This is a genomic window from Paenibacillus sp. JT22N12 (assembly GCF_056269365.1).
The window spans coordinates 794,705-820,913 of the sequence record NZ_JBWDNU010000003.1; the positions used below are offsets into that span (position 1 = coordinate 794,705).

Below are 26,209 nucleotides of genomic sequence, written 5' to 3' on the forward strand. Positions count from 1 at the left end.
AGCACCGGTTAGGGTGCTAAAATCGTTTATATTCAAAAAATTTAATGACTCGATTTTATTCTTGTCGATGAGTTTTTTATATCATACAAGTGGTTCTTGAATTAAGGTAGCGAAATTAAACTGATGCACATGGCCATCATTCAGTGTAGTCATTCCTTTTACAAAATGTACATGCTTACCGTTGCCAACAGAAATTGCACGTCCGGTCCTAATTTTTTTGAGATTATGAAAGTGGTTAAAGAAATCAGTATGCGTTAGATCTATTTCATGAATATGACTGTTACCTACTGGGATTACTTGACCGGTAACACCTGCAAATCGATGATTATGTCTATCTGATCCTTGTTCTGCTAATTTGGTACTGCCTTCAAATTCATGCACATGTGTCTGTTTTCTTTTTGCTGTTATTGGTTTTTTCATAAGAAACACTCCTCTCCCGAAAATTAACTCATGTTATACTATTTGATCGGGAAAAAAATGTGTTAGACCTATGTCTTTATGTGTTAACGTCCCATGCTCCAAAGACACAAAAAAAGACCAGTTCTCAACCAGTCTTTTCTGTGAAATTGACTATGTACCTGTTTAGAGACGATTTTCTTCTTGATAAGATACACTGGCTTCCAATTCAAACCACGAATCTTTAATATATTTTTTGGCTTCTTCTTCGCTGCCTGATATATATGTGAAATTTTGTGATTCCCCGTGGGGATCGAGAATCGTGATTTTAGCGACAAATCGAGAGTTGTTGTGTACGTCAATTTTACCATTGAATTCATACGGGGTTTTTCCGTATACAAAGCCCCGAATCATGTAATCCGACATCAATCCACCTCCATCATAATCGCATTCGACGAAGAGCGGCAAAAAACCTCTCCTTGAAATGAATGAGATTTGACAGAAGATTGACCATTTATTATTCCGCAGACAACCTGCCCTCGACCTCATGAATCTTAAACCATTCACCATCAACCATAAAGCGGCCGCCGCGCTGATCCACACGCTCAACAACCCCGATCACTTGCCGCTGTTCCCAAGGATCGAAAAGCTTCAGCCCGATAAGGGTCTTTTGTTCGAGCGATTCACGAATCTCTTGCGAGATCAGTTGCAACTCTTGCTCATCCAGCTCATTTCCTTCTGGCCGACGCTTTAGATCACGCTGATGCTCATTAAGCTGAAGCTTATGTTCAGGCAGCATCATCCGGCTTCCCTCCCACATCCAATTCCCGCCCGGGGTTAATTTCTTGGTATTGTCCATCGGACACCACTCCTATATAAGTATAGTGTGGCTATTATATACCGAACACGTGTTCTTATTCCACTGAAATTAAATGGCAGTTACTGACGCCTGCCACAAGCGCCCACGAGCCGCATCTTAACCGGTATGGTCCCGGCCCTAGGAGGGGGTTGGTTAAAGGGCAAGATATGCCCCACAGAAGCGGCGTAACGAAAATGAGCGCCCACAAGGGACGCTCAGAAGTATGAGGTATTAGTTGGAAAAAGGGCCCCAATCGGCCAAGACGGGTCCTTTTCCCCGAAAGAGAGAATCTACAATGACAAAAAAGCAGCGGGAAAGCGGATTTGAACCGCCACCGACCCCCATCAAGAGGAATGTGCTACCGTTACACCAATCCCACATGTATGTGCTACTTCTGCTCCAGATCGCCTCAAGCTTCCGCTTCGCGTTGCAAACTGCTCACTACATTTTTCTCACTCCCTATATACCATTCCCAGACGCTCATATTTCGATTCTGAGGCGTTGCAATAGAGGATGTCCATTTAGCGGTCAATCCCCTTCTCGTTTGTCTCACGTCAATTATGTGCGGCTGGTGATGGTTTTTAAGGAAACCAAGTCTTGAATGTTGAACCCCGCATTTGCTACCCTTGCGACTCTTCGTAGGATTCTTTACGCTCAAGGCCACCTACCGCCGGCAAACAGGCACATGATTGTGTCGGGTGCTGTTCTCTTCTCGATTTCCCATGTTATAAATATAACCTATATAAAATCTAATGGTTTATAGCTTCTTCCTATTTTATTGAGAAAATTTTCATAATATCTTTATCACCTAAAGTAAAAATTACCTATAGCCTACTTAACTCATTCCATCTAATATGGGGTAAAGAAATCCTGGAGGTGGAGTATATGTGCGGACGTTATACGATTTATTCGACTCTTGAGGAAATGATCACAGCTTTTATGATCGCTGATGGTGATGTTCGTTATGAGAAATACAAGCCGAATTATAATGTGGCCCCGACTCATATTGTCCCTGTCGTTATCAATCAGGATGGTAAACGTGTCCTTGAGGGCTTTCGCTGGGGCTTGGTGCCTTTCTGGGCAAAGGACATCAAGGTTGGTTTTAAGATGATCAACGCACGCGCCGAGACCGTTCAGGAAAAGCCTGCCTTCGGCCGTCTTCTTAAGAGCCAACGTGTCGTAATACCGGCAGACGGATTCTACGAATGGAAAAAGGAAGGCTCGGACAAGCAGCCGTACCGGTTTGAACTTAAGGATAAATCAGTCTACGGATATGCTGGCTTATGGGATGAATGGACGCAGCCGGACGGCGAGAAGATGCGAAGCTGTACGATCATTACCACAACCCCGAATGATCTCGTTAAAGACGTACATGACCGCATGCCAGTTATTCTGGAGTCTTCAGCAGTTGATACTTGGCTCGATCCCGAGAATACAGATAAAGAGCATTTGCAATCTTTACTTGTTCCATATCCTGCAGATGAAATGGTCCAATATCCTGTTTCGAAGGATGTAGGGAATGTCAAGAATTCCGGAGCGCAGTTGATCGAGAAAATAGAAGTAAACAGCAAATAGAGCAGGTAAGGGGCGATCCCCTCCTGCTCTATTTTTTAATTTCCCGACCGGTATCCCTCCGGCAGCTCATCAGGCGGTTGTAGTTCCTTCTTTTTGCCCCTTCTCTTTCGCAGCGATTACGAGTTGCATCAAGGTGAGGTCAGCCCTATTTCTGGCTCCCAGCCATTGATCCATTCGACCGACCGGCGTTCTGCGTCCGTAAGCTCTCTGCCGATAATCCGCTCAAGTGCTACCTTGTTCATCATTCGCTTTTCCTCCGTTAAGGCCCCGAAGGGCTTTAATAAAACAAGCATATGCTCCAATGCCCCCGACAGTTATCAAGGGGATTACTTTTTTTTACGCGGCCGGCAAACGATCCGGCATTTCCCTGAGTCGCTGTCGTCGTAGAGACGGAACATAACCTCCACGTCAAACATCAGCATCGGGACGATGATATTGCCATATACGGCATAATCCAGATGCTTCAGTCCCTTAAGACCGCTCATAACTGTCACCTCCTGGAAGTCCCCGAAGGGCTTTGACTAATCCAAATAACGCTCCATACTGATTGAATATTGCTCCTTGAGCTTTTCAAAAGCTCGAATCGTCACCTTATACTTGAGATTCCCCGCGTCGTCATAATCGACCAAGGAAGTGCCCTGCCCTTTTAACTCAAGCTTCGTTCGCAAGTAGTAATGATTCCCGTAGTGACACAAACGAGCATCCATTTGCCCGTTTACCTTGCGCTCCTTCAATTCAGGCCAATGAACATGAACGCCTTTAGCGACCCGCTCAGACGGAAAATCAATAACCTTTGCCATCCCCATTATACCTCCCCGCGTAAGCCCGCCGGCATCCTGTAACTCATTTATTTATTGCTGCTGCTATGTTAAAATCAGGTGGAGGGAGCGGCTAACTCCCTCCGATACTCTAGCGGCGCTTGCGCTGCTGCTGTACCTTGCTGAACTGCTCGTAAGCGAGCTGTTCGTCATCGGTGAGCTTGTACCTCTCGATGACCTTGTAACTTTCTTCCCGGAACACCTCTCGCGTTATGCGCCCCAGGCCCATCTGGTCACGCAACCCGCGCAAGAGGTGTTCTCTTTTTTGCATTTTTTCAAATGCGCTAATTGTCAGCTTGTTCATTTCTTTCACCCTCTCGGGAAGCTTGTTCTATCAACTTCCTGATACAAATATACCACTTCCTGATAATAAAGTCAATATAAAATATTAACTAGTTGATATTTTTATTCAGCTAATGTATATTAATTTGCAGGAGGGATTAATAATGATTGAAAATAAACTCAGCGAAATAATGGGGCGTAAAAGACTTAAAGTTACAGATGTTGTTGCCGGTACAGGGTTAGCAATAAATACAGTATCAGGACTTTATCACGACAAGGCCAAGCGTGTAGACCTGGAGACAATCGACAAGCTCTGTACCTTTTTAGAGGTGAATGTTGGCGATATATTTGAGCATAAGGCGGGTGAGCGGTAAATGAAAGTCGCCATTTATACCCGCGTAAGCACCGATGAACAAGCCGACAAGGGTAATTCGCTATTTGAACAAGAGGAAAGACTGAGAGCGTACTGTAAGGCAATGGGTTGGGATGATGTAGATCATTTTTGTGATGATGGCTATTCCGCTAAAGATATGGACCGTCCAAAACTGAATGAATTGATGGCGAATGCAGAAAAGTACGATATCGTTGTTACCACCAAATTAGATAGGCTCTGTCGTAACCTTCTCGACTTGCTTACTGCTGTAGATTTTTTGGAATCCAAACATTGCGGTTATGCATCGTCAAGTGAATCTTTTGACACTTCAACGCCAGCCGGTAGAATGGTGCTACAAATTCTAGGCGCCTTTGCTGAATTCGAGCGCGAGCGCAACAGAGAACGAGTTCGCGACAACATGAAATCGATTGTTCGCAACACCAATAGAACAGTTGCCCGTCCTTGTTTCGGATATGACATCGTAGACGGACACTATAAGATAAATAAGGCTGAAGCAGATTATGTATTGAAAATGGTCGAAAGTGTCTTCCGCGGCGACGGATGCTTAAAGATTGCCAAACAGTTAAACGAGCTTAAAGTACTCACCAAAGAGGGGAATACTTTTTCTGAAGGAGCCGTTAGAAAGTTGCTTCATCGAGAAACGCTATGCGGAACATTTGTTTATAACCGCACATATGTTCATAAGAAAATAAAGAAGATCCGTCCTAGAGAAGAATGGATAATTATCAAAGATCATCATGAACCAATTATAGATAATGATACTTTTGAAAATTTACAAACTGCCCTCTCTTCGAGAAGCATAGGACGTAAACAAGCCGACAATGATCGTTGGTTACTGTCTGGACTAATTGTATGTGCTCATTGTGGAGCAAGAATGGTGGGCAGTTACAGAAAAAAAGGTGAACGTGAATACTTCATTTACCTGTGCTCCAGTTATCAAAAAAAGGGTGAATGCTTCAGACACTACATTTACCGTGACGGAATTGAAGAGTTAGTGATGCAACAAATCCAAAGCATATCTGAGAAGAACCAGGCATCAGTGGTGATGGTTGAAAAAACGAGCACTTTCGAAATTGATAAACAATCCGTAAAGGACCGTTTGAAAAAATTAGATATAAAAATGCAAAAGCAAATTGAACTTTATGAAGATGACGAAATTTCAAAAGATGACTACAGGATGGCGAGGGATCGTATAACCCAAGAACGTGATCAATTGTTACTTGAATTAAAAAAATCTGATGAAGGATTAGATTCCCAGTTGTTAGTTAAATTGAAGGATAGAGCAGGCTCTTTCTTGGAGGACATGTTATCCGGTCACAGAGGAATAGTTAAGAATGCAATAAGGCAGATTGTCTCTGCAGTAAGGATTACCAACGGGGAGCACGTAAACATCACGTATAAAGTTTAGGTATCACTAACCGACTACTACGCTGACCCAGAAATTCACTCCCTTTCAGCTGATTCCAGTCGAAGTTCTCCACAGGCCCGCGCGATACGAGAAATGTGCCGTCCGTCTGGGTCACCTGCGCAAAATTGATCACGGGATCCTTGCTGTCCTGCTGGTAGACGTAAATCGAGGTTTCCGAGCCCACCAGCGCCACGTCAATCGCATCTGTGAGCAGAGCCGTCATCGTCTTGTCGCCCCCCGGCGTTGTCTGCAAATCAATCTCCAGGCCCTCATCCTTGAAAAAGCCTTCCTCCACCGCCACATACTGCGGCGCATAGAATAAAGACCTGGTAACCTCGCCGATCCGCACCTTGACTGGCCCGTCAGCCTTCTGGCCGCATCCTGCCATAACCGCCGTCACCAGGAGCAGAGCCAGCAGTAATGGCAGCCTTTTTGAAATCCGCATATGAAATTCCCTCCCCTGAAAAGCAAACTATTCTGTAGAACAGCCTATGCAGAGGGAACCCTTGTGGTGAAACAAACATCAAGACTTGAGAAAAAAAATGGAGATTACCTGACATCATAGACCATAGGGAAGCCTTCGAAAAAACAATTGTCCTGGCAGCAAAGCAGCCCGGCAAGATAAGAAGAACCGGCTGCGCCGTCCTTTGCGGCAAAGTTAGTTAGTTTCTTCCTTCAAGACTTATAGACCTTTATAGCCGTGAAACTTATACATGCTATAAGATCAAAAAAAGGCCAACCAGATTGATTCTGGTTGACCTCTTTGCTCAATATCGGCAGATCCCAACGACGTTTCAATTATAATTTGTAAATATCGCTGTATTTCTTCTCCAGGTAAGCGACCAAATAATCGGGATCAAGCGGCTTGCCGGTAATGGCATTAATGAGCTCCGAAGGCGTCCGGAGCTTGCCGTATTGATAGACCTTGTCCGTCAGCCATGCTTTAATGGGAAGAAGCTCGCCGCGCTCGACCAGGCCCCAGAAGCCCGGAATCTCCTGCTCCATGGTGACGGTTATTTGAGCGGCATACATGTTGCCCAGCGAATAGGAAGGGAAGTAGCCGAATGCCCCGCCGGACCAGTGGACATCCTGCAGCACGCCTTCCCCGTCGTTTTGCGGCACAACTCCCAGATATTCGCGGTACTTCTCGTTCCACAGCGCAGGGAGCTCGGAGGCTTTGACCCCTTCGTTGAAAATAAGCTTCTCCATCTCGTAGCGGATAATAATATGGAGATTATAGGTCAGTTCATCCGCTTCGATACGGATAAGCGAAGGCTTCACCACATTGGTGGCGCGGTAGAAATCCTCGACACCCACATCCAGCTGACCGGGAAAATGCCGCTGCAAATCTCCGAAATAACGGCCCCAGAACGGCTTGCTGCGTCCGATCACATTTTCCCAGAAACGAGACTGCGATTCGTGAATCCCCATAGAAGTACCGGTGCAGAGCGTCGTTCCAATAAGTTCTTTCATGATGTTCTGCTCATAAAGCGCGTGACCGCCCTCATGGATCGTTCCGAACAGCGCGCTTGTCACATCATCCGTCAAATAACGGGTCGTAATCCGCACATCCCCCGGGTTCAGACCGGTTGCGAACGGATGCACGCTCTCATCAAGCCGTCCACCCGTGAAATCAAAGCCCATCTGCTCCAGAATGAACAAACTGAATTTCTTCTGGGCTTCCTTGGCGAAGGTTTGTTTCAGGAATCCGCGCTCGGGCTGATGAGGCGATGCGGCAATAGCCGCAGCAAGCGGAACGAGCTTCTCACGGAGCCCTCCGAATACCTGATCCAGCTCAGAGGTAGTCATACCCGGCTCATAAGCATCAAGCAGCGTATCATAGCGGGTAGCTCCAGGGCCCCACAGATCGATGAACTGATTATTATATGTAATGATTTTATCCAAATAGGGCTCAAACGACGCATAGTCGCTTTTTGCCTTGGCCTCTTCCCACATGGATTCGGCTTGCGAGGTCAGCACCACATATTCCTGATAAAGCTTGGGCGGGATTTTCACGCTGCGGTCGTAATCCTTGCGCGTTTCCTTGACCAGCCTGCGGTCTATCTCGCTTAAGCCCGATTGGTTTCCTTCCTGCTCCAGCTCCGTCAGCCACTCGCCAAGCTCCGGCGCGGTGGAGAGCTTGAACATTTGACCGGACAGCATTCCGATCGCTTCGCTCCTGGCCTCCATTCCCTTGCGGGGAGCGCCGGTGCGCAAATCCCAATACAGCACGCCCAATGCTTCCTCATAGCTCTTGATTTGGGCAATCCGCTCGCGAAACGAGCTCAATGCCTGCTCAACGCTTGTCGTCATACAGATTCCACCTTTCCGGAAATGATAATCGTATTTCTGCAAAAAAACCGCCGTCTTCACGGCCATGGCCTTATCCAAATAAAGCCCCTACTTGATCATACTTTTCTCAAAACGTATAATCAACTTTAATCCATGTTTAGTTTAAGAGATCCCATCATTCGAGAGGAGCTTCATTCCATGCATTTTACCTTTACCCCCTCAGCCGTGGAGCAATTGTCCGAACAGATAAAAGATGATGATCGAAGCCTGCGGCTAATGTATGATACCGAGGGCTGCGGCTGCGCCGTAAACGGCGTCCCCACCCTGCAGCTTATCAAGGCTCCTGCGGCTGACAACAAGCTGGGCGAAGGAGATCCCTTCTCCGTCTGGTACGATCCGAATTACGAGGTTTTCTTTGAGCCAAGCCTGCGCATCGACTTTGACAAGTCGCGGCATGCCTTCAGCCTGAAGAGTGACAACCAGATCTACACCACGAACCTGAGATTGCTGAAAGAAGATATTCAAAACGTTCAATTTTGATCACGAGGTAAACAGTTTGAATTTGAATAGAACCACAACCGGATTACATAACTAGAGAGATTAGGATTGGTGAGTAAACGTGAGGAACATCGAGAATATTTTATCCTTTAATGATCATTTTGTTGAAAATCGCGAGTACGAGCAGTATCTGACCGACCGTTTTCCCGACAAGAAGATGGTTATTGTCACTTGTATGGACACCCGCTTGACCGAGCTGCTGCCAAAAGCGCTGAACCTGCGCAACGGTGATGCCAAAATCATCAAAAACGCCGGCGGCATCATCACCCAGCCCTTCGGCAATATTATGCGCAGCGTACTGATCGCGGTTTATGAGCTGGGCGCTGACGAGGTGCTCGTCATCGGCCATCATGAATGCGGAATGACCGGACTCGACCCGGAAAACGTCATCCTGCATATGACGGAGAACGGGATCAAGGACGAAACCATCAACACGCTGCTGCATTCCGGAATGGATCTCAAGCGCTGGCTTACCGGGTTCGACGATGTCCATGACAGCGTGCTGAAGAGCGTCAGCATTATCCGCAATCATCCGCTGCTGCCGCCCAAAACACCGGTTCATGGCCTGATTATCCACCCCGGGACCGGAAAGCTGGATCTGCTGACCAAAGGCTACGATATTGTGGAGAGCAAGCAGAACTAGGATGTTTTTTTAGAGCGCGCCGCTGCCCCCTGTTTAATGGGTTCTCATTTGCAAACAAAAAGTGTGCAGCCTTACTGTCTGGGACAGGAGCTGTACACTTTTTTTGTTTCGGCTTGTTATTTTACGAGCATTTTGAGCGTATCGTCCATGATCTGCCCGCCTGCTTCGTAACCGCTGTACAGCCAGCTGCTGGTTGAAGGCATCTCATAAACATGGCCAGCCTTAACGGCAGGGAGATTCTTCCAGATTGGACTGTCCAGTGTTTCCGTCGTTTTGTCGCTGTTCACCAGGAAGATATGATCCGCATTAAGTCCAGCCAGCTTCTCCAGCGATACGGGACTCCAGGTAGCTTTCTGGTCAGCCGTAATATCGGACACCAGATTCGGAGGCGTCATGCCAAGATCGCCATACAGAACGGCGCCGCTGGAACGGGTTTCGTCCACGATATAGAACTGCTTCTGCACCAGCCACAGGATCGCCGCGGATTGTGTGCCGATGGATTGCTGAAGCTTCGCCTTGGTATCGGCCACCTTCTGGTCATAATCCTTCAGCGCCTGTTCGGCCGCCTCCGTCTTGCCAAGCAGCTCGCCTATCTTGAGCAGCGTCTTGCGCCAGTCTTTATTGATTTCATCGCCAATCACGTAGGTCGGTGCTATTTTGGCATATTGCTCATAAAGACCTTTTTGAACCTGCGACTCGGAGCCAATCAGGATCAGATCAGGCGAGAAGCTTGCCACCGCCTCGAGCGGCAGATCGTAGCTGATAATCGGAATGCCCTTCAAATCCCCCTGCAAATAATCCTGGACACTTTCCGGCCCAATCGACCATTGGGCTATGGGCTTGATGCCCAGTGCGACCAGATGATCCTCAAGATAAGAAGCAAGAATCCGCTGCGGATCAGCCGGAATCGTCACTTCATGACCCATCGCATCCGTCACGGTTTTCTCAGTTTGCGCTTCGTTGGGCGTGTCTGTGCCGCTGCCTTCCGGAGCTGCCGAATCTCCTGTTGGGCTGGTGGCGGAATTGCCTGCTGCCGGTGTACCGGCGCCGCTGTTATTATCAGCCTTGCCAGCCCCGCCGCATGCCGCCAGAAATACGGTCATCACCAGCAAGACGCTCAATGCCAAGGTGAATTTTAAAGAACGTTCTTTACGCGAATGATTCATGAGTTCCTCCTGCTTTTCTCTGTAAGTTATAGAGCGTCCATTATGTAAGATGATGCGTTCATCGCCCTTAAACTATGATAATGATAATCAATATCATTGTCAATGAGAAAATTGGCTCCCATTCCTCATGCGGTCAAGATTCCTCTTCCGTCCTTACTTGTCCGTTTGACGTCTTCTTGTTTTCTTGGCCGCCGCGGCTGCCGCTCTTGCTGTGATGACATCGCTCCGATCCCGCAGCGTATGACGGTGCAATAGTTCTTGATCCTCCGGGCTCTCTGCACCCCATACGAGATTCCGGGAGCTGCAAATCTCTTCACATTCGAGCCTCAGCGCTTCATCCGCAAGCGGCAGGTTCATATCGCGGAACGGCCCCTCCACTTCCAATCCGGCAAGGCGCTCTCTCACCATGCGAATCAGTTGATGTCCGTCCAGGCCGAGCTCTTCCAGATGTTGAGGCACCAGCCGGTCCAGCGATTGCCCGAGCATTTTGGCCGCGCCGCGCAGATTGCCACGGCGGTGATGATAGGAGCCAACCGCAATTTGTATCAGACCGACCCAGGTATCTGCATACGCATCACCAGGATGCTCTTTCCAATATTCCTCCAGCAGCTCATGACATTCAAAGTAATCTCGCGTTCCATGAAATTCCACTAAATATAAAATATAGGCCTTTGGGTAGTTGACATCTCCCATTGCTATCCTCCTGAATTTCGACGTGATACGCATTAAAAGTGAAACCTTTGATCATATTAGACGTAATTGAAGGGAAAGGCAATGATCCTTTCATCGCCTAAATACCAGAAGGAGAATGACAGATGAAAAAAGGTTTAATGTTGTTCATGGCGTTCACACTCTTCTTTGCTGTCAGTGTGGGATCGGTAGATGCCAAAAGAGGCGGAGGCTTCAAGTCTCCCAGACAAGGCTTTACCCAACATCCCGCAAAGAATCCCGATAGCGGAATAAATAAATCGACAGGCGGGACAAGCGGTGCCGTAAAATCAGGGACGGCTGCAACAACGAAACGCGGTTTTTTCAGCGGCGGCAGCTTAATGCGAGGTTTGATGATTGGCGGTCTTGCCGGCCTGCTGTTCGGCGGAATATTCGGAGGAATGGGATTCCTGGGCAATTTTCTGGGATTGATCGTCAACGTGCTCGCGATCTACATTCTGATTGCGGCCATACGGGGTATCATCCATTACTTCCGTAACCGGCGCAGGCCATCCAATCCGAACAACCGGGGCTCCTATTAATAATGAGGATCTATACGGATGAGATCATCAATGCGATTTGCCTGAATATTGCGGATCGCAAAGGCCTTCCTCCTACCGCGGTAGAAGCGCAATTGTCCTGGGACGAGCAGTATGGCTATACCGCCGAGGTTTGGGTGCAGGGCCGCAGCCAGTATCTGGTCGAAGCCAACCTGCTGGAAGCGATCGAGCAGTATATGCTTAAGCAATACCAAAGACGCGTGTTCCGCTCCCAGATCAAATTGGATGTGGACGAAGAGTTTTGGGCAGATATTGAGGATTAATTCAGGTTAAACGTATTGTTTATTACAAGAAGATCGGACATGGAGGAAGAAAAACCTTCGTGCCGGTCTTTTTTTATGGGTTTGACAAAAAGGTTGCAGCTGTCAGCGATGTAAATAATGGAAGACCGCCATTCTGCCGAAACCTCCTCTCTATTCCAGCGTTTAATTTACTAGACTAGTAGAGGAGGAGCTGAATCAATCTTATGCGTCAACGATGGAAGCTGATCATTGCGATCGCGATGATTCTGCAAGCTGCATACGGAACAGCCGCTTCTTCTGTAAGCGCCTCCGATCTTACGACCCATTACCGCGTCTATCAGAATGACCAGGCGGTTAAGGAATTTCCGACCGAAGCGGGAGCAATCGCTTTTGCGAAAAATTTAACTTACAGCCATGTTGAGCTGATAACGGGTCGAGTATGGGTATGGGATAATTTTCCCAAATACAAGGTTTATGAGAATGGGTATTCCACAGGAAACCGGGAATTCAGGACGCTTGCCGAAGCGAAGACCTTCGCCGGGAAGCTTCGTTTCCCGCAAATCCGCGATCTGGAGCAGCCAGGATGGATATCCGGCACCTACCCCCGCTTTCAAATGTACCAGGGAGACAAATCTCTTCCGGGTTGGAGCTATGCCTCTCTGGACGAGGCCAAGCAGGCCGCAAAGGCTTACAGCAATATACACATTGTCGAGCTTGCGACCAATCAATGGATTTGGGATAACTTAAGCACTGCGCAAAAGCAGGCCCAGCGTTCGGCGGCAGCCGTCTACGATATCCGGCAAAATGGCGCATCGACCGGAGGCATGCGCTACTCCTTCCTCCTCGATGCCATGCGAGCCGCTGCCAGGCAGCCAGGAAGCGTTGTGGTAAACACCGCAACCGGACTTGTTCCGTATACGACAATAAAGCCGTTCACTGTCACTCAAAATGGCCGGCTGGTTCAATCCTTCAGCGGGCTGGGCGGCGCGCTGGTTTATGCCAAGACGCTGTCGGGTGCGGCAATCATAAAAGACGGGCTGGAATGGTGGACCAATATTCCTTATTTGAGCGTTAGACAAGGGGATCGTGTTGTGTCCTATTTTCATACGAGTCAAAGCGCAGTTGCTTTCGCCAAGGGTTACAAGAACGCTTCGGTCGCTGCGGCAGACGGCCGTATTATTTGGAGCGATACAAGTCAGCTTGCTTATTTCGCCTGGAATGGCACATCCAGCACGGATACCATATTAGCACAGGTCCAAAATACACAGGGGTTGGATATCGACTCCCCTTCCTGGTTCGAGCTTGCCGGGTCTGACGGAACGCTGACCGATTATTCCGATCCTGTCCTTGCGGCATCGATGGAGAAAGAGGGCTTAAAGCTGACGCCGCTTGTGCATAATCAGTTTGATACGAAGATGACCAGCGTTTTCCTTCGCAATCCGGCTGCAAAAGCCAAATTTATCAACTCCCTGGTGGAGCGTCTCGCAGCGCTTAAGGTTGAAGGTGTGAATCTTGATTTTGAAGGGCTGGACGGGGGTGACCGCGCCCTCTACACTTCCTTCGTTGCCAGTCTTGCTGAGGCTGCGCACCAACGCGGCCTGACGGTATCCATCGATTTGCCGCGCGGCGATGTGGCGTGGGATGCCCAGACCGCCTATGATCATAAGGCTTTGGCGAATATTGCCGATATGATCATGATCATGGCTTATGACCAGTATTGGGAGGGCAGCCAGCAAGCCGGCTCTGTGTCCGAGCTTCGCTGGGCTGAAGAGGGAATCAAGCAGTTCCTGGCCTACGGGATTCCCCGCGGCAGGCTGATGCTGGGCATTCCCTTCTATGTTCGCGAATGGCGGCTCGACGCAGCAGGAAAGCTGGTCGACAGCAAGGCTGTCTTGATGAAGGACGTCGCGGAAACGATTCAACAGCAAGATGCTGTAGGCACGTATGATCGCGGAGCAGGCCAAATGAAATATACGTATAAAAAAGACGGGTATACGTATGTATTCTGGGCGGAAACAGCGGATACCGTGAAGGCGCGGGTTGACCTCGCCAGAAAATATGGCCTGGCAGGCGTTGCGGCCTGGCGTCTGGGCTATGAAAGCTCTGCTCTTTGGACGATGCTATTACAGCAGAAGTAAAGATTTGTCCGCCACTTTATTAGTGCTTCCTTCCTCCGATATGGTATGATAATAGGGAACGGTTGAGAAACTATTAGCCAGCTTAAGGAGGAGATCAGGATATGTCGCAATATAAAGAAATTCAATCTCTTGAAGAATGGAACTCCGCTCTGGAAGGTTCTGCAGATCGTCCGCTTGTTGTGTTCAAGCACAGCACGACCTGTCCGGTAAGCGCGAATGCGTATGAGGAGTTTACAAAATATCTGGAGCATGACTCCGGGTCCGATACGGATTATGTCCTGGTAAAGGTGATCGAATCCCGTCCGGTTTCCAACCAGATTGCGGAAGATGTAGCCGTCAAGCATGAGTCTCCTCAAATTATCATGATCAAGAACAAAGAAAAATACTGGAGCGCTACACACTGGGCGATTACAGAAGCCCATATGCGCGCGGTAATGCAATAGTACCGATTCGCTTGAAACCCAAACAGCCAGCCTCTGAACGTCTGATGACGTCGTGGCCGGCTGTTTTATTTTGTTAAGCTAGCTGTTCCCCTTCAATTGCTTCACCCGAGCCAACCGGTGCTTCGCAAGTGAAATTTCGGCACACATAGGCAGTCGCCTGGCCGCCTATTGAGCGTTTATCGGCCAAATGCTGCGGGTGCGGGTAGCTCCCGTCATTGCTGCCATGCTGCTCCGCAATGAAACGCAGGCTGCCATACGGTATGTAAGTCTTCTGGGCTGCTGCGAGCATCCGCCGTGTTTCTTCATCGGCGGGATCTCCGGCAATGACCACATCAGTCCCCCTCCGCTCTCGGCAGCAAGCCCCGCCAGCAGCAGCATCGAATGGCCTCTGGATTAGCGCCCTGCCGGACCGGCTCTCGATTTGTTAAATTATAGTATAGTCAATGATCTGGAAAATAAAAAGAACGCCGGTTAAGCCCCCACCTGCTTACACAGGTAGTTACGTGCACTTCCTCCTCCATGTGGTTTTGTTTATCGCGCCTTGGACAATCCTTGGGTCAATGCCATTCCGTAACATTCATCCAATCACGCAGAAGCCTGTATGCATAAATTACAATGTACCGAAAATTCAAGGAGGTGCTTTGAATGTCTGATGTAGTTGGCGGTGTTGGCTCAAGTTTCGCATTTATACTCGTTCTCTTTATCTTGCTGGTCATTATCGCTTGCAGTTGCGGTAAATTCGGTTATTAATTACCCCGGAACCTGACCCCCTTTCATGTTCCGGACTTGCAAAATCCAAAAAAAGGACCCGCTTCTGCGGGTCTTTTGCCATTTTCTCTATAATAATATATTTTCGCTGCTCCATACGAACCCCATTTGCGGCGCCATGTCGCTTCACAGATAAACATCGGAATTTGTTACTGAGTTTGTATCGTTGTCGGTAATGCAAACCAAACGATGGAGATGTTCACTGAATTGGAGCCAGGAGCAATTATGCATGCCGTGGAGAAAAACTGAGGCTATATTCATTGGGGGACCCTTTTCCTGCTGCGGCTTTCATTTAAACGATGACAGAGGAATTCCATTAATCACGATAAACAATATCGTTCCAATGAGAAATATAACGTAGGCCAGCAGCGGCCTGGAATAATGGAGCACCACAATCGGGAGCATTACGAAATCAAAAAGCATGGATTTCAGCAGGTTCCATCCGTGATCGTAGTGATAATCTCCAAACACATACAGAATTCCTTCTATTAACGTTAATAACAGCGCCCATACAGATATGTAAATCCCTTTTTTAATAATTCCTTTATCGTCTGGATAGTTGGTCAGATAAATTAGTGTCTTGGGTGGATAGAAGAAAATACATATCAATAAATCATTAATTAAATCTCCTCCCAATGCAGAACGTTGATCCCACAACGTATATCTATAGGTTATTAGATTAATCATTAAATCACCAGCAATTAAGAACAAAATAGTGGATTGGTAATTTTTCCAATTCCTCCAATCACTTTTGTAGTAAGCAACGATCCAAACCAAAAGAAAAATCGCTATACGCATCATAATAATCACCCCAGTATCAAACATTCCCATTTCGTTTACTTTTAATCGTCAACTGAGGGATGCAAAAAAGCCACCCGCAGTGGAATGGCTGATATTATAGGTATAAAATACGCATAAACACTCATTCCCGTGCTTTTTCACGTTATTTATTTACAGACTTCTCATCATTAATCCAAAATAGAAAATTATTCCTTTTTGTCCCATGAATCAGGATAGTCTTTCCTTCCCGTTCCGCAAAAGCGAGCGGATATGAATATACATCCAAGTGATAATCGTCCCGGGATAACTTCCCAATCTCTTTGCGATGATGCAAGTCAATAAGAGAGGCATATTGATAGAAAATCGCGGTATACAAGCAAATAGGGCGACGTGCTTTTTAGCGGACAACGCACATCCCCCTATCCTCAAAAAAGCATAGTCTGGAGTATTAACCATCCATAGACGATACAGAAATTACAGAGTGCCTCGTATAGTTGGCCACTATCGCATGAACTTGCCCCGGCATAGGCAAGGGCTCCCTTGCAGTCTTGCTGATCAGATTTGCACTATAGACATTGACGAAGCTCGGGTTAGGATAAAAAGTCAATGAATAGGCATATTTACTATCCGCTGTAATTGTCATTCCTCCAGAACTGGCAAGGGGAATAAAGGCGCTTGGAGGCGTCGATATACCAGCGGGAACGACCGAAATGACTTGCAGCCCTGACTGCTGTTGATTTATTGAACTTCTAATTAAGACGCAGATCCGCTTCCGATCCGGTGTCACGGCAATTTCTCTTTGATCCGTATAGCTGTCGATCGACTCAATGACGGTATTTCCGTTCATTCGAATTATTTTATCAACATCCGATTGAATAATATACCTTGAATTATTGGGTAATCCGGTCATGCTGAGCGGACTCTGCAAAAGTGGATGGGTGATGCGCTGATTATTGAACAGATCGTTTACAGGAGCCGAGAAGATATCGCCAGGGCTGTGATCTAGAGTTTGGATATTCAAAGCCTGAATTTGATATGCTCCCTGGTACCCGACAACCGCGAAAGGAATTACTTGTTCCATATAGGCGGGTGATCCGTATTCGCTTGCAAGACTTGCAAAAATATCATGCGTAACCGACTGTGTTCCTACAGGAATAGCGTCCACTATGCCTCTCGCCGAAGGAGTGCCCGCCAAATTATTGATAGCCACAAATACAGTGCTGCTGTCAGGTGATACTGTCAGCGATACATTTTCACCTGATGTGGTGTGAAGATCGTACAGAAATTGTTTATTGGCTGCATCAAAGACTTTGACAATACCGGAGTGCAGATCGGCTGCGTAGAGATAGTTATTATCCGGAGTCACCAGCATGGCATTCGTATACCAGGATTGTTCAAATGAATATATCTTGACCGTTTCTCTAGTCAATAAGTGGACTGCATAAAGCGAGCTGTCTACTAAATTGGCTACATACAGCTGTGTCTCGTCCGGGCTTATCGCAAGGTTCAGCAGGTTAGACGGCACTCCTCCGGTAGCCACACCAACAGGAACTGACGCACCGGTAATGGTATTGGTTACGGGATCCACATAAGAGATCAATGCTGTTGATTCATCGGGGGATAAATGAGCGACATAAACGTAATTGGGAGAAGTGGACGTTTGGAATACGGACGCATTGAAATCGCGTTCGCTCACGGTTGGATTATAACCGCCAATCTGGCTTTCTACCCGCGCGCGCAGGGTGTAGGTATAGGAGCCAGCTGACGGTTCGTCAACGAATGTCAGGGAGACGGGTCCCTTGAAGTTAATGGAGCTGCCGGTTCTGGTATGATCATAGATAACCGCGTTGGAATAGACGGGGTCACCATTTCGAAGAATTTGATACGTTATGTTCAGTACACGGGGCAAACCTGGCGGGCTGCTGAAGGCAAGCTGAAAAGCGGCATCCAGCTTAACGACCAGCTGATCCGTCGATACAAGCAAATTATGAATCGTATTCAAGGTTACCCACGCACCGGGCGTTCCTGAAGGAAATACGACCGGTGTCATTGAGCGGTTGTAGCCCATGACCGGGATTATTCCCGGACCATACCCCATCGGCCCGATGGGGCCAGCCGGTCCTGGCGCTCCCGCAGATGGATTGCCGGCAGCTCCCTGGGCTCCAGGCGGTCCAACAACTCCATCACCTGTTCCCGAAACGGGATACCCCATCATGCCTGCAGATCCTGCCCCTTTCGGACCTGTTCTGACTTGAAGATCAGAATCTCCCTTCGGCCCCGTCGGACCTAATGGTTCTATAATCATACGATGCACTCCCTCTCTGGAATCGTGAGCAGTCCCACAAAGTACCTAACTGGAATTCCGTTATGGATTATCTGGCTGCTGTCTCTCTATCATCTTTACAATATATGAAGTTTACAAGATTATGTCTTGGCATTTGCCTCAATTTTCTAAATCAGGGCAGCTGTAAACCCAAATAATAGATGCCAGTCTGGTATAGAAATTAAGCTTGTATTTCTGCTGACAGCTAGTGCAATAGAATGGGGCCTTGAGAGGAATCTCTCAAAGCCCCGCTTCATTCAGATCGTGATACGGCTATCATAGCGGTATCGGGGTTTGGCCCCGACAGCATCCACCTCCCGGGGCAAAAGAAATCCAGCAGCCCTGCGGATTATGTAGCGCAGCTCATTCTTGTGCCAAAAGGAGACGACATCAAATTCGTTATTGAGCGAGAGCTTCAAGCCGGCAAACTTTCTTTGTCCGGTGGGGTCAAGAGCATCCCCCGGCTGCAGCCACAAGAGATACGGCTCCGATGCGGCTTTATGTATAAATTGACATGCCAGACGATAGTCGACCTTTCCGGTAAAGGTATAAACATGCCTGGTAAAGCGTTTTGCGATTTCCACCGTATGGTCCGTGGATCCCCGATCCAGCACAACAATTTCATCAACAAGCCCGGCTGTCGACGAAAGCGAGGCTTCCAGCCGCTTCGCGTCATTATTTGTTGTCATGCATAAACTGAGCCGGATGGGATCCTTCTCGATTAGTTCTCGAATGGGAGCCCCCCACTTGCTCTCCGCCTTCTTTTTGTTTTCTATAAGCAGATTCTGTAAATTCATTGCCGGCAGCTGATTGCTGCTCGCATGTCCGATATGGTGGATGAAGGAATCCTGTACAATCAGCAATTTGTAGCCATTGCGGATCGCTCTCAAGGATAAATCGTCGTCTTCATAATTGCCTAAACCATATTGTTCGTCGAAGTGTCCGATATCTTCAAGAACACTTCGTTTGGCAAGCAGGCAAAAGCCAATGAGACGGCGTACCTCCAGGACCCTTCCTCTACGTTGTTCACAGTAGCTTTTCGCAAAGCTCTCCATATCTTCAATAGCCTTGTAGTCCACCGCGATTTGTTGATTGCCGCTTGCATAGTTCGTTACCGGACCTACCATTCCGACCAGGTCGCTGCTATACAGAGCTTCGATTAAAGGCGTTAACCAGCCTGTGGGGACAATGGTATCGTTATTGAGAAATAGAATGTTGTCCCCTGTTGACACCTCAAGACCTTGATTGCAGCCTTTGGCAAAGCCGAGATTATGCTTGTTGGCAATCAGGACGATGTTATCCAGACGTTTGAGAAAGTCAACCGTGCCGTCCGTGGAACCATTGTCAACAACGATGAGCTCGTAATCTTCCGATGTGCATCGTCTAATACTGTCCAGACAATCCGCCGTCACCGCAAGCTGATTATAAGTGAGAATAACAATACTGGTCTTCATATCCCCACCCCTTTACTTGTTCTCATCTCCTGGCCATGTAAGCTCCACATAGCCGGCACCCAGCAATTCTTTGTAGTAATTTCTGTTGTAAATCATGCTTGGATGTGACGGATAGTAATGCAAGGCCACTTCATTATGGTAGTTGGCTTTGTGCGAATCCCCCAATCGGTCATAACACAAACACAGCTGCAGATGGGGCAGCCAGGTGGAAGAAACCGTGTCCTTCATTCCCATCGACTCTTCACGATCCGGCAGGGCTATGGCTTGCTCGTACCAGTAAATGGCCTGGATATAACGGTTTTCCGCGAAGAAATACGATCCAAGCCTGCAGCAGAACTCAGACCGCGGAATATCATACTGGAGAGTTCTGCAGAGGGCTGCAAATTGCATCTGTTTATCTCCCAACCGTTCCCGGCATTCGGCCAGCTTCAAGCAAGCCTGAAAATTATCTTCAATCCACCCCAATCCGGTTGCCAGAAAACGCTCGTAATAATCGCAGGCTTCCTCATTGAAAGCATGTTCACGAAGCTCATTCGCGTAATAATATAAATCCCGTGGGGAGAACGCTTCCCCCTGTTCGGCACGCTTGCGGTATATCCGTAAATTCCGGTCGGTGTGCGGCTTATCCTTCTGATGGGTGATGCATACTTCGCTGGCAAGCGAACTGCCGAATACCGCCAGATATTCATGCACTGGCCCCAACCACAGAAAATGGCAATCGCGTCTTACCAGACGGTTGCGTCTCAAGCTGGAGGTTACCTTCCCCTCACTGTCAAAGGCAAGATTGTATGCCATGCTTACCGATTGGATATCGGGTTTGAGCGATGCCTTCAATTCCTTGAGAAGCGTCCGGTCCTTCTCCTCAATGTAATCATCGGCGTCAAGCCACAGAATGTATTCGCATGCCGCTTTGCTGAAGGAATAATTTCTCGCTGCCGCAAAATCGTCGATCCATTCGAAATCGTAGACCTTCGCTCCCCATGCTGCGGCGATTTCCTTGGTTTTATCCGTTGATCCCGTATCTACAATGATTATTTCATCAGCAATATCCTTGACACCGGACAGGCAGCGCTCCAGAATTTTCTCCTCATTGCGGACAATCATGCATAGACTGATCGTAATCATGGGCTTCCTCCCAATTCTCATCATCTATATTTATATAAAATATATAGAAATAACATCGGATGTAGACCATCTCAGGCGGCGAGCCGGGCACTACCGTAAATACTGAAAAAGACACCGACGGTTTGTCAGTGTCTTTATTTCACGCCTTATAGCCATCGATTTCAAAGAGACGGCACCAACTTTTATCCTGCTACCTTGCAATCCATAAATCAAACCCGGGATTTGGTTAACTTCAAACAGCTGGCATATCGCATCCTCAGCAGGTAATTATAAAGAGGATCATGCCCCTTCTCCGGCATGATCCTCTTTATGGTTTCCCCCATGATACCGTGACACTTAAATGTGCCTACTTCCCAATATATTATTCTGGATACATAATAGCATCACTGCCAGGCGGACCATCAGAGAGTCACATCATACTTGAATTGAAAGCAGGTGCAATAGTGGAAAATCATCAAACGAATGCAGAAATCAAACCACCGGTTTTTGAAATCGGCCTCTATACTTTCGGGGATCTGGTTCCCAATCCGGACGGGGGGCGAATCATCCCTGCACGGCAGCGCATCCGGGAAATCGTGGATGCCGCTGTGCTTGCCGATGAGGCCGGACTCGATATCTTTGGCGTAGGCGAGCATCATACGCTGGAATTTGCCATATCCTCCACCTCTGTCGTACTGGCCGCAATCGCACAGCTCACGAAGCGAATCCGGCTGACCAGCGCGACCACAGTACTGAGTACCATTGACCCGGTCCGGTTGTTCGAGGATTTCGCCACCGTGGATTTGCTGTCGGACGGACGTGCTGAAATTATTGCCGGGCGTGGAGCGTTCGTGGACTCCTTCCCCCTGTTCGGCTACGATCTTGACGATTATCACAATCTATTCGCCGAGAAAATCAGCCTGCTTATGAAGCTGGGCGAGCAAGAGCGGATCACCTGGAGTGGACGTTACCGCAGCGCTCTGAACGATCTGGAGATTGCTCCGCGTCCGAAGCAGCCTGAATTGCCCATATGGATAGGTGTTGGAGGAACACCGGAGAGTGCCGTGAATGCGGGCCGTCTTGGACTTGGCATGGCGCTTGCGCTGCTCGGCGGACCTCCCGAGCGGGCAAAGCCCCTCGTTGATATGTACCGGCAGGCAGGTCAATTAGCGGGTCATCATCCATCGAAGCTGAAGGTCGCAGTCTCCAGCCACGGTTATGTGGCCGAAACCTCCCAGCTTGCGAGGGATGAACTTTATCCGTATTACAGCAGCTATTTCGAGCAATTTCTGGGTAAGCGGACCGGAAGGGGAAGAATGTCCCGTACCGAGTTCGAGCAGTCAGCCAGACCTGGCACCGCGCTTGCTGTCGGCAGCCCACAGGAGCTGATCGAGACCATTCTGCACCAGCATGAGCTTTTCGGGCACAGCCGGTATATGGCCCAGCTTGATATTGGAGGGATGCCATACTCCAAGGTCGCGAAGGCGATTGAATTGCTGGCTGCTAAAGTCGCGCCTGTAGTAAGGCGCGAGCTGGCACGCTGACAGCATCGGAATTCCAAGTGTAGGACACCTTATTTTATTTTCCAGCGGTTCTTTATTTATGATGCCCAGCATTTCATGATCTTCAATGAGACTGCAGATGTAATGTCAGTGAAAAGAGCAGAACCCCGGTTTTGAAGGCTCTGCTCTTTTTGCTGCTCTGCTGCTCTTTTTTATGATTTATCTTCAACCAGCGCCAGGCAGACACCGGACGGGGTTTGTAATGGACAGATTCAAGGATATGGCGTTCCTTTCCCATAATCGTTGAACCCGCTTGCGACCGCATCACAGCATATCCACATAATATGATTGGCAAGACCGGTTTAACACTGGTATAGCTGCATCATAACTTGCGGTCCCGTTGAACCTTCGCATGAATTTCATGCGGCATTAACCAGGCTGTTATGCAGCTATCAACAGTAGCTTCGGAGATCGGCAAACATACCGACTTTAAGCACTATCGATCGTCAGACTATTTCAACTCTTCCAAATTCCTGGTCAGCACCATCCACCGCTCCGGCACATCCTCCACTTGATCCACATAAACCGCCTTCAAATAATCCGAGACGTTCATCACCCTGTCTTCAACCAGCACCTCCCGTATTTCAGACGGCTTCCCTGGCACCAGGTTATTCAATACCGATTGGAAGCGATCCAGGGGCAGGAACATGGCCGGACTTTTTCTGTAGGAGCAGAGATTGGGATAACGCGGCGAGCTCCCCGAGTCATACTTGGATAGCCTCACTGCGGAATAATGCCCCGCCATCAAAGCATATGCATCAAATTCCAGCACGGCGAACCGTTCATCCGGTTCTCTTCGCGCATAGGTGTCCATCATTTTCTGACAATCCTTTAAAGTTGGCCAGAAAAACACATGCCGGTCCAGACAAGCCCGGAATTGTTCCAGAGTTGTTGCAGGATCAATCATACTGTCTGGAATCCTGAGATGTGTATTCACGATGATGGATAGACCATTATAATTCACGTTTACGGGCTTTAGCCGGCGCTCGCCGGAAATGTCGCGGCTTGCTTGACTGCTGGACAATAGAGCGTCGAAATAGGCGATAGCCGGCAGATTGCCCGCCCTTGTAAAATGAAACAAGGACTGCCTGTTTTTTGCTTTTGTTATGGCGGTTACAATCGTATCGTTCATGGCTTCAGCTCCTCCGCTCAATCGGGTATCCCCAGCTTATCATTATTCCCTTGTACGATGCACAAGCATTCCCTCAGCGCAAAATAGTCTGCAATCACGCTCCCGGAGCCGATGGTCTTCCAGCAAAAAACACTCCTCGATTAAGCATGTGAGAAGTGTTCAATGATTCTGTTGTGTATGCGAGTCAACTTATTAAAGAGGACCGTTCCGGTGCACGTACACCGCCGCCTGGGTGCGGTCGTCCACCTCAAGCTTGGCGAAAATATTCGTAATATGCGTCTTGACGGTCTTGACGGCGATCGCCAGCTCTGCTGCGATCTCGTGATTGGTTTTCCCCTCCGCAATCAGGCGCAGCACCTCAATTTCCCGCGCCGTCAGCGCATCATGGGGCAGCTTCTGCGGCGCGCGGCGCATCTTGGATAGCACTTTGCCGGTCACTTCCGCTTCCAATACCGAATCTCCTCTGCCCGCGGCGCGGATCGCAGCGGCAATTTCACGGGCTTTCGTAGTCTTGAGCAAATAGCTGAGTGCTCCCGCTTCAATAACCGGATACACCATATCGTCATCCATGAAGCTGGTAAGAACAATCACCTGCGGCGCATCCGCCAGCTGGCATATTTGCCTGGTCGCTTCCACGCCGCCCATTCCCTTCATGACCAGGTCCATGATAACCACATCCGGCTTCAATTCCTTGACGAGCTTGACGCCTTCTTCTCCGCTGGCTGCTTCTCCGACAACCTCAATATCGGTCTGTATGTCCAGATAACTGGATAAACCCATCCGCACCATTTCATGGTCGTCAACCAGCACTACTTTTATGCTCATGACTGCTTATCTCCTTCGTTCCCGATAATCGGCACCTTCACTTCCACCTGTGTCCCTTTGCCCGGGGATGAAACTACAGTCGCCACGCCTCCAATTTCATTGGCCCGCTCCTGCACGGTTTTTAATCCATATGAGGAGGACTTGGCCGCATCCCGATCAAAACCAATGCCGTTATCCGTTATCCGCAAATGCACCTGATGGTTGTACAAGCCAAGCCTCACGGTTGCGGAAGTGGCTTCCGAGTGCCGGAGAATATTGGACAATCCTTCCTGGGTAATGCGGAACAGATGATCCTCGACGCCTTTTGGCAGTCCCTCCACGAGTTCAATCTCGGACCGTATCGTGAGTGATTGCTTGTCCGCCATCTCCTCCAGAAGCTCCTCGAGACCTTCCTTCAGCGATTTCCCCTCCAGTGTCGCCGGACGAAGCTGCCTGAGCAGCGCCCGCATTTCATGTTGCGCATTTCCTGCCATTTTCTCGACCATCTCGATTTGCTTCCTTGGTTTCTCCGCATTCAAATCCGCGCTTTCCACGAGCGCCGAGGTCATCAGCGAAATCGCAAACAACTGCTGGCTGACCGCATCATGAAGCTCGCGCGCCAGCCTCTGCCTTTCTTCGACGATTGCCGATTTTTTCAGCTGCTCACCCATCTCCGCTTTCTCTGTCGACAGCTTCTGCAGGGAAGCAACCTGCCGTTCAAGTTGGTCGGCCATTTCGTTGAGACGCTGGGCCATCAAGCCAACCTCATCGTCCTCGCCTTCCCGCATCTGCAGACGATGGGAGAAATTCCCTCTCTCGAACAGGGTGATGGATTCCAGGAGCCGCCCCATTCTTTTCTTCAGCGTATTGCCGTAGGCCCATCCCGTAATCGCCCCGATCAAGGCGACAGCAACGCCCAGGATGACGACCACCGGAATGTTTTTCTTCTCGATCCACCATAACAGGCGAAAATCCAATTTATAGAAGATGATGATTCCGCATAAAGCAGCGGCGAACATAAGCAGCGAGAAACCGATTGCATATAGGGTAAGCTTCCATCTGATGCTGACCAGCCGGTTTATTTTCATGTTATAAATACCTCACAGCCATATCCCCGATTATTGTGCTCATGACAAGATTTATTTTCCTGCCGGCTTGCGGATAATTCGCCGTTTCCATCCGGAATCGGGGATTCACTCCCTCACGATTGCGGCCCAGAACATCCAGCGACCCATAATACACTGTAATATCCACATGGACTGCCAGATCATAGGGGAGATATACGGTCACATTGCCGAGCAAACGGTCCACGGTAATAACCCTCTCCCCTTCCGCCGCGATGGCTTGAGACAGATCGATATGCACGTCGCCAATCCCTCTCGGAACGGACAGATCCGTTAATACCACCGGGCGGATATATACATCTCCGAATCGCTCGCGCAGCGGGACCCGACTGGCAGCGCCGCGGCTCCGGCTTCCGGCTTCCGGTTTATTTTGCAGAAACGACCGTTTATTCAGCAGCAGAATATAACCCGCATAGATCAGGGCCGCACCGGCAAGCACACCTGGCAGATCCAGATCCAGTCCTTGCGACAGCAAAATCAGCGTGATTGTCCACGGGATAATGGCTGCCCACCTAATACGGGAGCGGAAAGTGGACAACAGCGAGCCCAGACTGAACCAGATTAAGGGATCGTAATATCCGTAGCCTGTTCCCGCAATGATCCAATAGATACCGGCGCAGACGGCGATATATCCGATGAACGGATGAATGAGCAGTCGTTTAAGCATCTTGTTTCC

At 48.7% G+C, this 26,209-nt stretch carries 29 protein-coding genes and 1 pseudogene; 11 read left to right on the forward strand and 19 right to left on the reverse strand.

Annotated elements, in window-relative coordinates:
• Positions 1 to 81 precede the first annotated feature (81 nt).
• The 3 genes from AC0YOA_RS15075 to AC0YOA_RS15085 form a co-directional block, all read right to left on the reverse strand.
• A complete protein-coding gene (locus AC0YOA_RS15075; RefSeq protein WP_475787281.1) occupies positions 82 to 420 on the reverse strand; it encodes a YmaF family protein in 339 nt (112 codons plus the stop codon).
• A gap of 162 nt (positions 421 to 582) precedes the next feature.
• Positions 583 to 822: a hypothetical protein gene (locus AC0YOA_RS15080; protein WP_475787282.1), complete on the reverse strand. Its 240-nt coding sequence runs from the start codon at positions 820 to 822 to the stop codon at positions 583 to 585.
• A gap of 91 nt (positions 823 to 913) precedes the next feature.
• The gene (locus tag AC0YOA_RS15085) at positions 914 to 1,255 is read right to left on the reverse strand and encodes a YolD-like family protein (protein WP_475787283.1); all 342 of its coding nucleotides are present in this window, start codon (positions 1,253 to 1,255) and stop codon (positions 914 to 916) included.
• An 885-nt stretch (positions 1,256 to 2,140) separates the two neighbouring features.
• Between AC0YOA_RS15085 and AC0YOA_RS15090 the strand changes: the two genes are divergently transcribed.
• Entirely contained in the window at positions 2,141 to 2,830 is a 690-nt protein-coding gene (locus AC0YOA_RS15090; protein WP_475787284.1) for an SOS response-associated peptidase, read from the forward strand.
• 326 nt (positions 2,831 to 3,156) lie between these two features.
• On the opposite strand, the gene AC0YOA_RS15095 is transcribed toward AC0YOA_RS15090, so the two are convergent.
• The 3 genes from AC0YOA_RS15095 to AC0YOA_RS15105 all read right to left on the reverse strand — a co-directional run bounded on the left by AC0YOA_RS15095 (position 3,157) and on the right by AC0YOA_RS15105 (position 3,952).
• The gene (locus AC0YOA_RS15095) at positions 3,157 to 3,315 is read right to left on the reverse strand and encodes a hypothetical protein (RefSeq protein ID WP_475787285.1); all 159 of its coding nucleotides are present in this window, start codon (positions 3,313 to 3,315) and stop codon (positions 3,157 to 3,159) included.
• A gap of 36 nt (positions 3,316 to 3,351) precedes the next feature.
• Positions 3,352 to 3,630 (reverse strand): hypothetical protein, encoded by a 279-nt coding sequence (locus AC0YOA_RS15100; protein WP_475787286.1) that lies wholly within the window; start codon positions 3,628 to 3,630, stop codon positions 3,352 to 3,354.
• Positions 3,631 to 3,739: 109 nt separating this feature from the next.
• The gene (locus tag AC0YOA_RS15105; protein WP_475787287.1) at positions 3,740 to 3,952 is read right to left on the reverse strand and encodes a hypothetical protein; all 213 of its coding nucleotides are present in this window, start codon (positions 3,950 to 3,952) and stop codon (positions 3,740 to 3,742) included.
• 142 nt (positions 3,953 to 4,094) lie between these two features.
• Here AC0YOA_RS15105 and AC0YOA_RS15110 point away from each other — a divergent pair, with 142 nt between their 5' ends.
• Together AC0YOA_RS15110 and AC0YOA_RS15115 are read left to right on the forward strand one after the other, a co-directional pair.
• Positions 4,095 to 4,304, forward strand: coding sequence for a helix-turn-helix domain-containing protein (locus AC0YOA_RS15110; protein ID WP_475787288.1), 210 nt, complete (start codon positions 4,095 to 4,097; stop codon positions 4,302 to 4,304).
• Positions 4,305 to 5,732, forward strand: coding sequence for a recombinase family protein (locus tag AC0YOA_RS15115; RefSeq protein WP_475787289.1), 1,428 nt, complete (start codon positions 4,305 to 4,307; stop codon positions 5,730 to 5,732).
• A 19-nt stretch (positions 5,733 to 5,751) separates the two neighbouring features.
• Here the strand turns inward: AC0YOA_RS15115 and AC0YOA_RS15120 are convergent.
• Both AC0YOA_RS15120 and AC0YOA_RS15125 read right to left on the reverse strand, forming a co-directional pair.
• A pseudogene (locus tag AC0YOA_RS15120) lies at positions 5,752 to 6,177 on the reverse strand (ABC transporter substrate-binding protein); the annotation flags it as partial.
• 353 nt (positions 6,178 to 6,530) lie between these two features.
• Positions 6,531 to 8,045: a carboxypeptidase M32 gene (locus AC0YOA_RS15125; RefSeq protein ID WP_475787290.1), complete on the reverse strand. Its 1,515-nt coding sequence runs from the start codon at positions 8,043 to 8,045 to the stop codon at positions 6,531 to 6,533.
• Between the two features lie 177 nt (positions 8,046 to 8,222).
• Here AC0YOA_RS15125 and AC0YOA_RS15130 point away from each other — a divergent pair, with 177 nt between their 5' ends.
• A complete protein-coding gene (locus tag AC0YOA_RS15130) occupies positions 8,223 to 8,564 on the forward strand; it encodes an iron-sulfur cluster biosynthesis family protein (protein WP_475787291.1) in 342 nt (113 codons plus the stop codon).
• Between the two features lie 79 nt (positions 8,565 to 8,643).
• Positions 8,644 to 9,225, forward strand: a complete 582-nt coding sequence (locus AC0YOA_RS15135; protein WP_475787292.1) for a beta-class carbonic anhydrase — start codon at positions 8,644 to 8,646, stop codon at positions 9,223 to 9,225.
• A gap of 116 nt (positions 9,226 to 9,341) precedes the next feature.
• On the opposite strand, the gene AC0YOA_RS15140 is transcribed toward AC0YOA_RS15135, so the two are convergent.
• Both AC0YOA_RS15140 and AC0YOA_RS15145 read right to left on the reverse strand, forming a co-directional pair.
• Positions 9,342 to 10,391: an iron-hydroxamate ABC transporter substrate-binding protein gene (locus AC0YOA_RS15140; protein WP_475787293.1), complete on the reverse strand. Its 1,050-nt coding sequence runs from the start codon at positions 10,389 to 10,391 to the stop codon at positions 9,342 to 9,344.
• 153 nt (positions 10,392 to 10,544) lie between these two features.
• Entirely contained in the window at positions 10,545 to 11,084 is a 540-nt protein-coding gene (locus tag AC0YOA_RS15145) for a DUF309 domain-containing protein (RefSeq protein ID WP_475787294.1), read from the reverse strand.
• A 122-nt stretch (positions 11,085 to 11,206) separates the two neighbouring features.
• Between AC0YOA_RS15145 and AC0YOA_RS15150 the strand changes: the two genes are divergently transcribed.
• From AC0YOA_RS15150 to ytxJ, 4 genes are all read left to right on the forward strand, one after another.
• The gene (locus tag AC0YOA_RS15150; protein WP_475787295.1) at positions 11,207 to 11,641 is read left to right on the forward strand and encodes a hypothetical protein; all 435 of its coding nucleotides are present in this window, start codon (positions 11,207 to 11,209) and stop codon (positions 11,639 to 11,641) included.
• 2 nt (positions 11,642 to 11,643) lie between these two features.
• Complete coding sequence (locus AC0YOA_RS15155) at positions 11,644 to 11,922, forward strand: YxcD family protein (RefSeq protein WP_210040483.1); 279 nt, start codon at positions 11,644 to 11,646, stop codon at positions 11,920 to 11,922.
• 203 nt (positions 11,923 to 12,125) lie between these two features.
• Positions 12,126 to 14,039, forward strand: a complete 1,914-nt coding sequence (locus AC0YOA_RS15160) for a glycosyl hydrolase family 18 protein (RefSeq protein ID WP_475787296.1) — start codon at positions 12,126 to 12,128, stop codon at positions 14,037 to 14,039.
• Positions 14,040 to 14,140: 101 nt separating this feature from the next.
• On the forward strand, positions 14,141 to 14,482 hold the full coding sequence (gene ytxJ / locus AC0YOA_RS15165) for a bacillithiol system redox-active protein YtxJ (protein ID WP_210040481.1): 342 nt from the start codon (positions 14,141 to 14,143) through the stop codon (positions 14,480 to 14,482).
• Between the two features lie 73 nt (positions 14,483 to 14,555).
• Here ytxJ and AC0YOA_RS15170 read toward each other — a convergent pair whose 3' ends face one another.
• Positions 14,556 to 14,813, reverse strand: coding sequence for a hypothetical protein (locus tag AC0YOA_RS15170; RefSeq protein ID WP_475787297.1), 258 nt, complete (start codon positions 14,811 to 14,813; stop codon positions 14,556 to 14,558).
• 314 nt (positions 14,814 to 15,127) lie between these two features.
• Here AC0YOA_RS15170 and AC0YOA_RS15175 point away from each other — a divergent pair, with 314 nt between their 5' ends.
• Positions 15,128 to 15,232, forward strand: a complete 105-nt coding sequence (locus AC0YOA_RS15175; RefSeq protein WP_210040480.1) for a YjcZ family sporulation protein — start codon at positions 15,128 to 15,130, stop codon at positions 15,230 to 15,232.
• A gap of 306 nt (positions 15,233 to 15,538) precedes the next feature.
• Here the strand turns inward: AC0YOA_RS15175 and AC0YOA_RS15180 are convergent, their stop codons facing one another.
• The 4 genes from AC0YOA_RS15180 to AC0YOA_RS15195 all read right to left on the reverse strand — a co-directional run bounded on the left by AC0YOA_RS15180 (position 15,539) and on the right by AC0YOA_RS15195 (position 20,932).
• Complete coding sequence (locus tag AC0YOA_RS15180; protein WP_475787298.1) at positions 15,539 to 16,081, reverse strand: CBO0543 family protein; 543 nt, start codon at positions 16,079 to 16,081, stop codon at positions 15,539 to 15,541.
• A 397-nt stretch (positions 16,082 to 16,478) separates the two neighbouring features.
• Positions 16,479 to 18,335, reverse strand: coding sequence for a hypothetical protein (locus AC0YOA_RS15185; RefSeq protein WP_475787299.1), 1,857 nt, complete (start codon positions 18,333 to 18,335; stop codon positions 16,479 to 16,481).
• 275 nt (positions 18,336 to 18,610) lie between these two features.
• On the reverse strand, positions 18,611 to 19,807 hold the full coding sequence (locus tag AC0YOA_RS15190; RefSeq protein WP_475787300.1) for a glycosyltransferase family 2 protein: 1,197 nt from the start codon (positions 19,805 to 19,807) through the stop codon (positions 18,611 to 18,613).
• Between the two features lie 12 nt (positions 19,808 to 19,819).
• Positions 19,820 to 20,932, reverse strand: a complete 1,113-nt coding sequence (locus AC0YOA_RS15195; RefSeq protein ID WP_475787301.1) for a glycosyltransferase family 2 protein — start codon at positions 20,930 to 20,932, stop codon at positions 19,820 to 19,822.
• A gap of 443 nt (positions 20,933 to 21,375) precedes the next feature.
• Between AC0YOA_RS15195 and AC0YOA_RS15200 the strand changes: the two genes are divergently transcribed.
• Complete coding sequence (locus AC0YOA_RS15200; protein WP_475787302.1) at positions 21,376 to 22,455, forward strand: LLM class flavin-dependent oxidoreductase; 1,080 nt, start codon at positions 21,376 to 21,378, stop codon at positions 22,453 to 22,455.
• A 469-nt stretch (positions 22,456 to 22,924) separates the two neighbouring features.
• On the opposite strand, the gene AC0YOA_RS15205 is transcribed toward AC0YOA_RS15200, so the two are convergent.
• The 4 genes from AC0YOA_RS15205 to liaF form a co-directional block, all read right to left on the reverse strand.
• Complete coding sequence (locus tag AC0YOA_RS15205) at positions 22,925 to 23,605, reverse strand: DUF7002 family protein (protein ID WP_475787303.1); 681 nt, start codon at positions 23,603 to 23,605, stop codon at positions 22,925 to 22,927.
• A gap of 192 nt (positions 23,606 to 23,797) precedes the next feature.
• Positions 23,798 to 24,430 (reverse strand): response regulator transcription factor, encoded by a 633-nt coding sequence (locus AC0YOA_RS15210; protein WP_475770623.1) that lies wholly within the window; start codon positions 24,428 to 24,430, stop codon positions 23,798 to 23,800.
• Positions 24,427 to 25,497 (reverse strand): sensor histidine kinase, encoded by a 1,071-nt coding sequence (locus AC0YOA_RS15215; protein ID WP_475787304.1) that lies wholly within the window; start codon positions 25,495 to 25,497, stop codon positions 24,427 to 24,429. Before AC0YOA_RS15215 ends, AC0YOA_RS15210 begins: the two co-directional genes overlap by 4 nt.
• Position 25,498: 1 nt before the next feature.
• The gene (gene liaF, locus AC0YOA_RS15220; RefSeq protein WP_475787305.1) at positions 25,499 to 26,200 is read right to left on the reverse strand and encodes a cell wall-active antibiotics response protein LiaF; all 702 of its coding nucleotides are present in this window, start codon (positions 26,198 to 26,200) and stop codon (positions 25,499 to 25,501) included.
• Positions 26,201 to 26,209 lie beyond the last annotated feature (9 nt).